We start from the raw sequence: 10,498 nt of genomic DNA, 5'->3' as shown, positions 1-10,498 counted from the left end.
GACGGCTGTCGGCTTTGCACCTGCCCAGGCGGCGGGCGCACCGGGTCAGGGTAGCGGGGACGGTCCGTGGAATGTGCAGGTGTTCCGGTCGGCGGACAGGTGCGGTACGGGACGGGGAGGTGGGGGCGGGTCGTTGGTCCCGGTGGCGGGGGTCGACGTCCCGGTGACAGGGGTCGGTAACGGCCGATACTGTTCGGCATTGACGAACATCGGCACATGTCGACAGTGGGACCGCCGAATCCCAGTGGAGGTGATCGGGCGATGGCTCGCCATATCCAGTCGCTGGAGCGGGCCGCGGCGATGCTGCGGCTGCTGGCCGGCGGTGAGCGGCGGCTGGGCCTGACGGAGGTGGCGGCGGCCCTGGGGCTCGCCAAGGGCACCGCGCACGGCATTCTGCGCACGCTCCAGCACGAGGGCTTCGTGGAGCAGGATCCGGCGTCGGGCCGCTATCAGCTGGGCGCGGAGCTGCTGCGCCTGGGCAACAGCTATCTGGACGTGCACGAGCTGCGGGCGCGGGCCCTGGTGTGGACGGACGACCTGGCCCGGTCCAGCGGCGAGAGCGTCTATCTGGGGGTGCTGCACCAGCAGGGTGTGCTGATCGTGCACCACGTGTTCCGCCCGGACGACAGCCGTCAGGTGCTGGAGGTGGGGGCGATGCATCCGCTGCACAGCACGGCGCTGGGCAAGGTGCTGTCCGCGTACGACCCGGTGGCGCAGGCCGAGGCGGTGGGGGTGGAGCGGGAGGCGTTCACCGCGCGCACGCTCACCTCGACGGAGGACTTCGACCACGTGCTGGACCTCACGCGGGCGCGCGGCTGGGCCGGTGACGTGGAGGAGACCTGGGAGGGCGTGGCGTCGATCGCGGCCCCCATTCACGACCGGCGGCGGATGCCGGTGGGTGCGGTCGGCATCACGGGTGCGGTCGAACGGGTGTGTCCCGGGGGCGAGTTGAAGCCCGAGCTGGTGGCTGCCGTACGGGACTGCGCGCGTGCGGTGTCACGGGATCTGGGTGCCGGACGGTTCTGAGCGGGGTGGGGTGGGGGCGCGGGGCGTCGCGTCCGGCCCTGATCCGCCGTCCGGCCCTGATCCGTGTCCGCATGGGACGGACCTCACAGAACCCTTGACTGGCCGGTAACAGAGGTGAAAACTGCCGTTCATCGGTCGGCATTGTCGAACACCTAACGGCATAAGAGTTAGAGTGGGGACAAGCCAGGCACCGACTGGGCCCTCATCGAGGGTCTGAACCTGGACGAAGGACAAAGGAGTCGCGGGTGTCCAGCCTCGACATCTTCACCGGCGAGACCATCGGTACCGCCGTGCTCATCCTGCTGGGCGGCGGCGTCTGCGCGGCCGTCACGCTCAAGCGCTCGAAGGCGTTCAACGCCGGCTGGGTCGCCATCACCTTCGGGTGGGGCTTCGCGGTGCTGACCGGTGCGTACATCTCCGCCGGTCTCTCCGGAGCACACCTGAACCCGGCCGTCACGGTCGGCCTCGCGATCAAGGGCGCGACCCCCTGGGGCGACCTGCCGGTCTACTTCGCCGGTCAGCTGCTGGGCGCGATGATCGGCGCACTGCTGGTCTGGGCGACGTACGCGGGCCAGTTCCGCGACCACCTGACCTCCGCCGAGGCGGCAGGACAGAAGAGCGCGAACCCGGGACAGGTGCACGGGGTGTTCTTCACCTCGCCCGAGATCCGCAACAGCGTGCAGAACCTGGTCACCGAGGTCATCGCGACCGTCGTGCTCGTCCTGGCGATCCTCACCCAGTCGACGATCCCCGGCGTGTCCGCGGACAGCCCCAAGGGTCCGGGCGTCCTGGGCGCGATGATCACGGCGTTCGTCGTCGTCGGCATCGGTCTGTCCCTCGGTGGTCCGACCGGGTACGCCATCAACCCGGTCCGCGACCTCGGTCCCCGCATAGTGCACGCGCTGCTCCCGCTGCCCAACAAGGGCGGCTCGGACTGGGGGTACGCATGGATTCCGGTGGTCGGCCCGCTGCTCGGCGGCGCGATCGCGGGCGGGATCTACCAGCTCGCCTTCGCCTGACCGTCCTGCCGACCCGTCGAGCCGTACGACACAAGACTTCGAGGAGCACACCGTGACCGACGCACACACCGCAGGCCCCTTCATCGCCGCGATCGACCAGGGCACCACGTCCAGCCGCTGCATCGTCTTCGACAAGGACGGCCGCATCGTCGCGGTCGACCAGAAGGAGCACGAGCAGATCTTCCCGAAGCCGGGCTGGGTGGAGCACGACGCCAACGAGATCTGGGAGAACGTCCAGGAGGTCGTCGCCGGGGCCGTCGTGAAGGCGGGAATCTCCGCCGCCGACGTCAAGGCGATCGGCATCACCAATCAGCGCGAGACCACGCTGATGTGGGACAAGAACACCGGTGAGCCCGTCCACAACGCCATCGTCTGGCAGGACACCCGCACCGACGCCCTCTGCAAGGAGCTCGGCCGCAACGTCGGCCAGGACCGCTTCCGCCGCGAGACCGGTCTGCCGCTGGCCTCGTACTTCGCCGGTCCCAAGGTCCGCTGGCTCCTCGACAACGTCGAGGGCCTGCGCGAGAAGGCCGAGGCGGGCGACATCCTCTTCGGCACCATGGACTCCTGGGTCATCTGGAACCTCACCGGCGGCGTGAACGGCGGCGTCCACGTCACCGACGTCACCAACGCCTCGCGCACCCTCCTGATGAACCTGCACAAGATGGCGTGGGACGACAAGATCCTGCAGTCCATGGACATCCCGGCCGCCGTCCTGCCGGAGATCCGTTCGTCCGCCGAGGTGTACGGAACGGCCGCCTCCGGCGTGCTCCAGGGCGTCCCGGTCGCCTCCGCGCTCGGTGACCAGCAGGCGGCCCTCTTCGGCCAGACCTGCTTCTCCGAGGGCGAGGCCAAGTCGACGTACGGCACCGGCACGTTCATGCTGATGAACACCGGCGAGGAGCCCGTCAACTCCTACAACGGGTTGCTGACGACCGTCGGCTACCAGATCGGCGACCAGAAGCCGGTCTACGCGCTGGAAGGCTCCATCGCGGTCACCGGTTCGCTGGTGCAGTGGATGCGCGACCAGATGGGCATGATCAAGACCGCCGCGGAGATCGAGACGCTGGCCTCCAGCGTCGACGACAACGGCGGTGCGTACTTCGTGCCCGCGTTCTCCGGTCTGTTCGCACCGTACTGGCGCTCCGACGCCCGCGGTGTGATCGCCGGTCTCACCCGGTACGTCACCAAGGCGCACATCGCGCGCGCCGTCCTGGAGGCGACCGCGTGGCAGACCCGTGAGATCACCGACGCCATGACCAAGGACTCGGGCGTCGAGCTGACCGCGCTCAAGGTCGACGGCGGCATGACCTCCAACAACCTGCTGATGCAGACCCTGTCGGACTTCCTGGACGCGCCCGTCGTCCGTCCGATGGTCGCCGAGACCACGTGTCTGGGCGCCGCGTACGCGGCCGGTCTCGCGGTCGGCTTCTGGTCCTCCACCGACGAGCTGCGGGCCAACTGGCGCCGGGCCGCCGAGTGGACGCCGCGCATGGAGGCGGACGTCCGGGACCGCGAGTACAAGAACTGGCTCAAGGCCGTCGAGCGGACCATGGGCTGGCTCGAAGAAGACGAGAACTGACTCATCGGCGCAGGTCGGGCGTGAGCGCGGCGGATCGACAGGGATCCGCCGCGGTCCGCGGAACAAGATCTGAAGCTGAGTTTTCGAAGAGGAGCAAGTGACATGACCACCCTGCACAGCGGCCCGACCCACGGGGCGCGACCGGACGACGGTTCCACCGCGAGCCGCGCCGAGACCCGGGAGCGGCTTTCCAAGGCGACGTACGACCTCCTGGTGATCGGCGGTGGCATCCTGGGCATCTCGACCGCCTGGCACGCCGCTCAGTCCGGGCTGCGGGTGGCTCTGGTGGACGCCGGTGACTTCGCCGGCGCCACCTCCTCGGCCTCCTCCAAGCTGCTGCACGGAGGGCTGCGCTACCTCCAGACCGGCGCGGTGAAGCTGGTCGCGGAGAACCACTTCGAGCGGCGTGCCGTCTCGCGCGACGTGGCCCCGCACCTGGCCAACCCGCTGACCTTCTACCTGCCCGTCTACAAGGGCGGTCCGCACGGCGCGGCCAAGCTGGGCGCGGGCGTCTTCGCCTACTCGGCGCTGTCCGCGTTCGGCGACGGCGTCGGTCACGTGATCTCGCCGTCGCGTGCGGCCAAGGACGTGCCGGAGCTGCGTACGGACAACCTGAAGGCCGTCGCGGTCTACGGCGACGACCAGATGAACGACTCCCGGATGGCGCTCATGACGGTGCGCGCCGCCGTCGAGTCGGGGGCGACCGTCCTCAACCACGCCGAGGTCACGGGGCTGCGCTTCACGCACGGCCGGGTGACGGGCGCGGAGCTCAAGGACCGCATGGACGGCACCGAGTTCGGTGTCGACGCCCGGCTGGTGCTGAACGCGACCGGCCCGTGGGTGGACCACCTGCGCAAGCTGGAGGACCCCAACTCCGCTCCCTCGATCCGTCTCTCCAAGGGCGCGCACCTGGTCCTGAAGCGGACGTCGCCGTGGAGGGCCGCGCTGGCGACCCCGATCGACAAGTACCGGATCACCTTCGCGCTGCCGTGGGAGGACCAGCTCCTCCTCGGCACCACCGACGAGGAGTACGAGGGCGACCCGGCGGACGTGGCGGTCAACGACAAGGACGTCACGCAGATCCTCGACGAGGCCGCGTTCTCGATCCGCGACCAGCAGCTGTCGCGGGACCTGATCACGTACTCCTTCGCGGGTCTGCGGGTGCTGCCGGGCGGGCCCGGCGACACGTCGAAGGCCAAGCGCGAGACGGTCGTCACCGAGGGCCGCGGCGGCATGCTGTCGGTGGCGGGCGGCAAGTGGACGACCTTCCGCCACATCGGCCGCACCGTCATGAACAAGCTGGCGGCGCTCCCCGGCCACCCGCTGGGCGAGGACATGGAGCCGATCTCGCGGCTGCCGAAGAAGCTCCCGCTGCCGGGCATCTCGAACCCGAACGCGGTCGCGCACCGGCTGCTCGTGGACGGCGGGACGCCCGGTCCGCGGATGTCCCCGGAGACCGCCCGTCACCTGGCCACGCACTACGGGTCGCTGTCCTTCGACATCGCGCGTCTGGCGGCCGACGACCCGGCGCTGGCCGAGCGCATCCACCCGGACGCCCCGGAGATCTGGGCGCAGGTCGTGTACGCGCGCGACCACGAGTGGGCGGAGACGGCGGACGACGTGCTGCGCCGCCGGACCACGCTGACGATCCGGGGTCTGGCGACGGACGACGTACGGGCGAAGGTGGAGCGGGTGCTGCGCCGCGAGGCATAGGTGTTGCGGGGCTCCCGGTGGGGGCCCGGCGGTGGCGGGCGGGCTCCTTCGGGGGTCCGCCCGCCGCCGTGTCAGCGCCCGTAGCCTTATGGGCTTCGGGGTCGCCCCCGCCGTGCGAACATAGGTCGGATGTCTGGCGGTGGGCCGGGCGGGGAAGAGGAGGTCGGGTCATGGCCGTCACCGACGAGGCCATCGAACGCATCAAGGCCATGATCGTCTCGGGGACGCTGCGCCCCGGCGACCGACTGCCCAAGGAGAGCGAACTCGCCGCCGAACTGGGACTCTCGCGCAACTCTCTGCGCGAGGCGGTACGGGCGCTGTCCCTGATCCGCATCCTGGACGTCCGGCAGGGCGACGGCACGTACGTGACCAGCCTCGATCCGCAGCTGCTGCTGGAGGCGGTGAGCTTCGTCGTGGACTTCCACCGCGACAGCGCGGTGCTGGAGTTCCTCGCCGTACGGAGGATCCTGGAGCCCGCCGCGACGGCGCTGGCGTGCGGGCTGCTCGGCGACGAGGAGCTGGACGCCCTGGAGGAGCAGCTCAGCGCGCTCGGCGAGGAGCCGTCGGTGGAGGAACTGGTCGCCGCCGACCTGGAGTTCCACCGGACCATCGTGCGGGGGTCGGGGAACTCGGTGCTCTGCTCGCTGCTCGACGGTCTTTCGGGGCCGACCACCCGGGCGCGGGTCTGGCGGGGGCTGACGCAGGAGGACGCGATCAGCCGGACCCTGCAGGAGCACCGGGCGATCCTGGGGGCGCTGCGGGCGCGGGACGCGGAGGCGGCGCGGTCGTGGGCGACGGTGCACATCGCGAGCGTGGAGCAGTGGCTGCGGTCGACGCTGTAGGGCCGGAGAGGGGCGTCCGCATCCGGCACGGAAGATCGGACGTCTCCAATCTGGCCGATTTCGATTGATTCAGTGCCCGGAGGGCACTCTTCCCGCATGCGTAAGGTGGGGGGATTCGGACCGGGGAAACGCCGTAGGGGGCGTATGAAGACGGATGAAGGAGGCGCTGGGTGATCGAGCTCGACGGAGTTCCCGAGCTGGTCGACCCGGTCATGGTGGCCGCGTTCGAGGGCTGGAACGACGCGGGGGACGCCGCCTCGGCGGCGGTCTCCCATCTCGACCGGGAGTGGAAGGGCGAGGTGTTCGCGGCGCTCGACGCCGAGGACTACTACGACTTCCAGGTCAACCGGCCGACCGTCTTTCTGGAGAACGGCGTACGCAAGATCACCTGGCCGACGACCCGGCTCTCCGTGGTGCGCACCGGCGGCGACAAGCCGCGCGACCTGGTGCTGGTGCGGGGCATCGAGCCGTCCATGCGGTGGCGCTCGTTCTGCAACGAGATCCTGGGCTTCGCGCACGAACTCGGTGTGGAGATGGTGGTGATCCTGGGTGCACTGCTCGGTGACACCCCGCACACCCGTCCGGTTCCGGTCAGTGGAGTGACCTCCGATCCGGACCTGGCGCGGACCATGGACCTGGAGGAGACGCGGTACGAGGGCCCCACGGGCATCGTCGGCATCCTCCAGGAGGCGTGCACGCATGCGGGGGTGCCCGCGGTGAGCCTGTGGGCGGCGGTGCCGCACTACGTGTCGCAGCCGCCGAACCCGAAGGCGACGCTGGCGCTGCTGAACCGTCTCGAAGACCTCATCGGGCTGCGCATCCCGCTCGGCGAGCTGGCGGAGGACTCGCGGGCCTGGCAGGTGGGCGTGGACCAGCTGGCCGCCGAGGACAGCGAGGTCGCGGAGTACGTGCAGTCGCTGGAGGAGGCGCGGGACACCGCGGACCTCCCGGAGGCGTCCGGCGAGGCCATCGCCCGGGAGTTCGAGCGGTATCTGCGGCGGCGCGATCCGGGCGCGGGTCCCGGCGGCGGCAGCAGCGGCCCCGGTCACGCCACGGAAGGCGGCGATACGGGGACGGGCGGGGCGGCGTACCTCCGCGACGCCTCCGGCGGCCGGACCAGGCCGCCGAAGAAGCCCCGTACGGGCACGGAGGACGGGCCGGACGGCGGTGGCGGGGACGACGGCGGCGACGGCTCGTCGGCAGGGTCGGACTCCGGGGGCTCGGGAGGCTCCGGGGAGTGATCCGACGGTGGACGTGCGTAAGGGGCGGCATCCTGGATGCCGCCCCTTACGTGTGCCCTGGCGCGTGCCCCTGCGCATGCTCTTGCACGTGCCGTGACGCGTGCCCCGGCGCTTGCTGTGACGCGAGCGGTGCGAGCGGTGGTCAGACCGCGCGGACCGCCACCGCGTCGTACTCCGTGTCCGGGGTCGGCTCCACGTCGAAGCGGGCGTTCGGCAGGTAGATCCGGTCACCCCAGGCGGCTGCCGTGGTGGGGATGCGGAAGCGCGGGTCGGTGATCCGGGTGACGGCGGTGCCCCGGGTGCCGGAGGAGTCCAGGCGGACCACGTCGATCGCGTTCTGCCGCTGCTGGACGACGTACAGGAGGTGCCCGCGCAGCAGCAGGCCGTCGGCGTGCGGGAAGCGGGCAGCGCCGACGTCGATACGGCGGGCGACTCCGGTGCGCGGGTCGACCCGCATCAGCGCACCGCCGTCGGCGACGGTGTCGGCCACGATCAGGGCCCGGCCGTCGGGGGTGCGCTCGATGCCGTTGGCGGTGAAGTCGTCGCCCTGCACCCAGTCGCCGGACAGCGGGAGTTCGCGCAGGTCGCGCACGGCGGGCAGGCTGCCGTGGCGGCCGAGCGGAACGCCGTACAGGACGGGCCGGTAGGAGTCGGTGAACCAGGCGGCGGTGGGGTGCAGCACCACGTCGTTGACCATGACGGCACCGGGCACGTCGTACACGGCGAGGTGGCGGCCGGTGCGCGGGTCGGCCACCCGGATCTGCCGGGACACCCCGCCCGCCAGGAACAGCCGTCCCCGGTCGTCGGTCTTCAGCCCGACCGTGGAGCCGCCGAGGCCCGTCACGACGACGCGGCCCCGGCCGGTGGCCAGGTCGGCCGCGTACACCGAGCCGTCGCCCAGCGAGCCGAAGAAGGCGTACGGGCGGTCGCCGATGGCGATGCCCTCGGGGCGGAAGCCGTCGGGCAGGGAGAAGCGGGTGGGCCACCGGGCGGCCCCGCCCCGCTCCGCGGCACCTGCGGCGGCGGTGCCGACGGCGGCCAGGAGTGCTGCCCCGCCCAGGCCCGCGCCCGCGGTGAGGAGTCTTCGACGTGCAAAGGAGTCGCTCATGGAACGTCCTCTCGACGAATGAGCGGACGACCTGCCCCCTTCCCTTTTCGTTCAAACACAGTTGGCGTGATTCGTGTGGACGCAGCGGCACGGCGGTAGCAGGGTGGGCCACCTGAGAGTGGCAACGCAGCGCACGGCACCCGAGGGGAGCGGTGGAAGCGATGACCGATCAGGTACACCCCGGCGAGGGCCCAGGCACCACGGGCCCGGGACCCGGCGGCGCGGGATTCACCTACCAGAACGCCGAGCAGGAGCTGATCGTCGTCGCACGCGGCGAGGCCCGGCTGCGGGCGGGCGCCGAGGGCGTCAGGTCGGCGGCGGGCTCCGACGTCTCGGCCCTGAACATGTTCCTCAGCGACGAACAGCTCGCCCTGGAGCCCCTGTTCGGTCACGAGGAGCGGTACGAGGGCTCCGCCTCCCACGAGGAGCAGGAGCTGTCGCTCTACTACCGTGTCCGGGGCGGCGAGGACCGGGCCCGCGAGCTGACGGCACGCCTGGCGGCGCTGCCGGGCGTGGAGACGGCGTACGTGAAGCCGGGCGCGGTCCCGGCGTCGTATCCGCGGCAGTCGTTCCCGTACCAGCAGCAGTCGTCGCCGTTCCGGCAGGGCGGCGAGGCGCAGCACCAGAGCGGTGAGGAGGGCAAGCGCCTCAAAGAAGGTGCTCCCGTCACCCCCGACTTCACCGGGCGTCAGGGTTATCTGCGGCCCGCACCCGAGGGTGTCGACGCGCCGTGGGCGTGGGCGCGTCCCGGCGGGTCCGGCGAGGGCGTCACGGTCATCGACATCGAGGGCGCCTGGCAGTTGGGGCACGAGGACCTGGCGGACAAACTGTCCGGTGTCGTGGTCGGCACCCCCGTGCAGGACCTGGCCTGGCGCAACCACGGCACCGCCGTCCTGGGCGTCATCGGCGGCGACCCGGGCGAGCGCGGCATCACCGGCATCGCCCCGCAGGCGCTCACGGCGGCGGCGTCCTTCCGCCCGCTGGGCACCGCGGCCACCATCCGGTTGGCCGCCGCCCGCCTCTCCCCCGGTGACGTCGTCCTGATCGAACTGCACCGTCCTGGGCCCCGGTTCGACTTCGCCGAGCGCGACGACCAGCGCGGGTACATCGCGCTGGAGTGGTGGCCCGACGACCTGGCGGCGATCCGCTGGGCGACCTCGCGCGGGGTGCTCGTGGTGGAGCCCGCGGGCAACGGCGCGGAGAGCCTGGACGACGCCCTGTACGAGCGCAGGCCGGACGAGTTCCCGGAGCGGTGGCGCAACCCCTTCAACCCGTCGCACGGGTCCTCGGGGGCCGTTCTGGTGGGTGCGGGCGCTCCCCCGCCCGGGACGCACGGCCGCGATCACGGCCCTGACCGCTCGCGGCTCGCGTTCTCCAACTACGGCGCCCGCGTGGACGCCCAGGGCTGGGGCCGGGAGACCACCACCACGGGTGGCTCCTGGGACCGTCCCGGCGACCTCCAGGGCGGTGCGGAGGAGATCGCCTGGTACACCGACACCTTCGCCGGTACGTCGTCGGCGTCGCCGGTGGTGGTGGGTGCGCTCGCCTGCCTCCAGGGCATCCTCAAGGCGGCGAACCTCCCGCCGATGGATCCGCAGCGGGCCCGCGAGGTGCTGCGCGCCTCGGGCTCCCCGCAGCAGGACGCGCCGGGCAGGCCGTCCTCGCAGCGGATCGGCAACCGGCCCGACATCCGGGCGGCGGCGATGCGGCTGCTGCCGTCGTCGGTGGGCACGGGTCAGGCCGAACGGTACTGGGACGAGCTGCTCCCGTACCCCAGGGAACTCCCGCCGCGGCTGCGGCTGTTCGTGGCGGGTGCGTGGCGCAACCTGAACGACCCGGCTCCCGACATCCGCCAGGCGGTGCACGCCGCCTTCGCGGGGGGCCGGCCGGACGTACGCGTGTGGTTCTCGGACGAGGAGATCGTCGGCCTCGTCGTCACCGGCTGAGCACGGGCCAGACAGAGCAAC

General features: G+C 71.5%; 8 protein-coding genes. 7 read left to right on the top strand and 1 reads right to left on the bottom strand.

Annotated elements, in window-relative coordinates:
- Positions 1-261: 261 nt before the first annotated feature.
- From OG897_RS12535 to OG897_RS12510, 6 genes are all read left to right on the top strand, one after another.
- Positions 262-1,026 carry an IclR family transcriptional regulator gene (locus OG897_RS12535; RefSeq protein WP_266655743.1) on the top strand — a complete coding sequence of 255 codons (765 nt, stop codon included), beginning with the start codon at positions 262-264 and terminating at the stop codon, positions 1,024-1,026.
- Positions 1,027-1,271: 245 nt separating this feature from the next.
- The gene (locus tag OG897_RS12530) at positions 1,272-2,045 is read left to right on the top strand and encodes an MIP/aquaporin family protein (protein WP_266655741.1); all 774 of its coding nucleotides are present in this window, start codon (positions 1,272-1,274) and stop codon (positions 2,043-2,045) included.
- A gap of 52 nt (positions 2,046-2,097) precedes the next feature.
- Entirely contained in the window at positions 2,098-3,627 is a 1,530-nt protein-coding gene (gene glpK / locus OG897_RS12525) for a glycerol kinase GlpK (RefSeq protein ID WP_266655739.1), read from the top strand.
- Positions 3,628-3,729: 102 nt separating this feature from the next.
- Positions 3,730-5,340 carry a glycerol-3-phosphate dehydrogenase/oxidase gene (locus OG897_RS12520; RefSeq protein ID WP_266655737.1) on the top strand — a complete coding sequence of 537 codons (1,611 nt, stop codon included), beginning with the start codon at positions 3,730-3,732 and terminating at the stop codon, positions 5,338-5,340.
- A 170-nt stretch (positions 5,341-5,510) separates the two neighbouring features.
- Complete coding sequence (locus OG897_RS12515) at positions 5,511-6,182, top strand: FadR/GntR family transcriptional regulator (protein WP_266655735.1); 672 nt, start codon at positions 5,511-5,513, stop codon at positions 6,180-6,182.
- A gap of 170 nt (positions 6,183-6,352) precedes the next feature.
- Positions 6,353-7,423 carry a PAC2 family protein gene (locus tag OG897_RS12510; RefSeq protein WP_266655734.1) on the top strand — a complete coding sequence of 357 codons (1,071 nt, stop codon included), beginning with the start codon at positions 6,353-6,355 and terminating at the stop codon, positions 7,421-7,423.
- Between the two features lie 142 nt (positions 7,424-7,565).
- Here OG897_RS12510 and OG897_RS12505 read toward each other — a convergent pair whose 3' ends face one another.
- Positions 7,566-8,531, bottom strand: coding sequence for a superoxide dismutase (locus tag OG897_RS12505; RefSeq protein ID WP_266655733.1), 966 nt, complete (start codon positions 8,529-8,531; stop codon positions 7,566-7,568).
- Between the two features lie 161 nt (positions 8,532-8,692).
- Here OG897_RS12505 and OG897_RS12500 point away from each other — a divergent pair, with 161 nt between their 5' ends.
- Positions 8,693-10,477, top strand: coding sequence for a S8 family peptidase (locus OG897_RS12500; RefSeq protein ID WP_266655731.1), 1,785 nt, complete (start codon positions 8,693-8,695; stop codon positions 10,475-10,477).
- The last annotated feature ends 21 nt before the right edge of the window (positions 10,478-10,498 follow it).

Source organism: Streptomyces sp. NBC_00237 (assembly GCF_026342435.1).
In the GTDB taxonomy this organism is placed as follows: Bacteria; Actinomycetota; Actinomycetes; order Streptomycetales; family Streptomycetaceae; genus Streptomyces.
The sequence above is the reverse complement of the archived record's forward strand: the minus strand, read 5'-3'. Positions and strand labels throughout refer to the sequence as shown.

Bases quoted from the DNA above. Each gene is read 5' to 3' on its own strand.
- OG897_RS12515 (WP_266655735.1), top strand. From the start codon at position 5,511: ATGGCCGTCACCGACGAGGCCATCGAACGCATCAAGGCCATGATCGTC.
- OG897_RS12520 (WP_266655737.1), top strand. From the start codon at position 3,730: ATGACCACCCTGCACAGCGGCCCGACCCACGGGGCGCGACCGGACGAC.
- OG897_RS12535 (WP_266655743.1), top strand. From the start codon at position 262: ATGGCTCGCCATATCCAGTCGCTGGAGCGGGCCGCGGCGATGCTGCGG.
- OG897_RS12500 (WP_266655731.1), top strand. From the start codon at position 8,693: ATGACCGATCAGGTACACCCCGGCGAGGGCCCAGGCACCACGGGCCCG.
- OG897_RS12505 (WP_266655733.1), bottom strand. From the start codon at position 8,531: ATGAGCGACTCCTTTGCACGTCGAAGACTCCTCACCGCGGGCGCGGGC.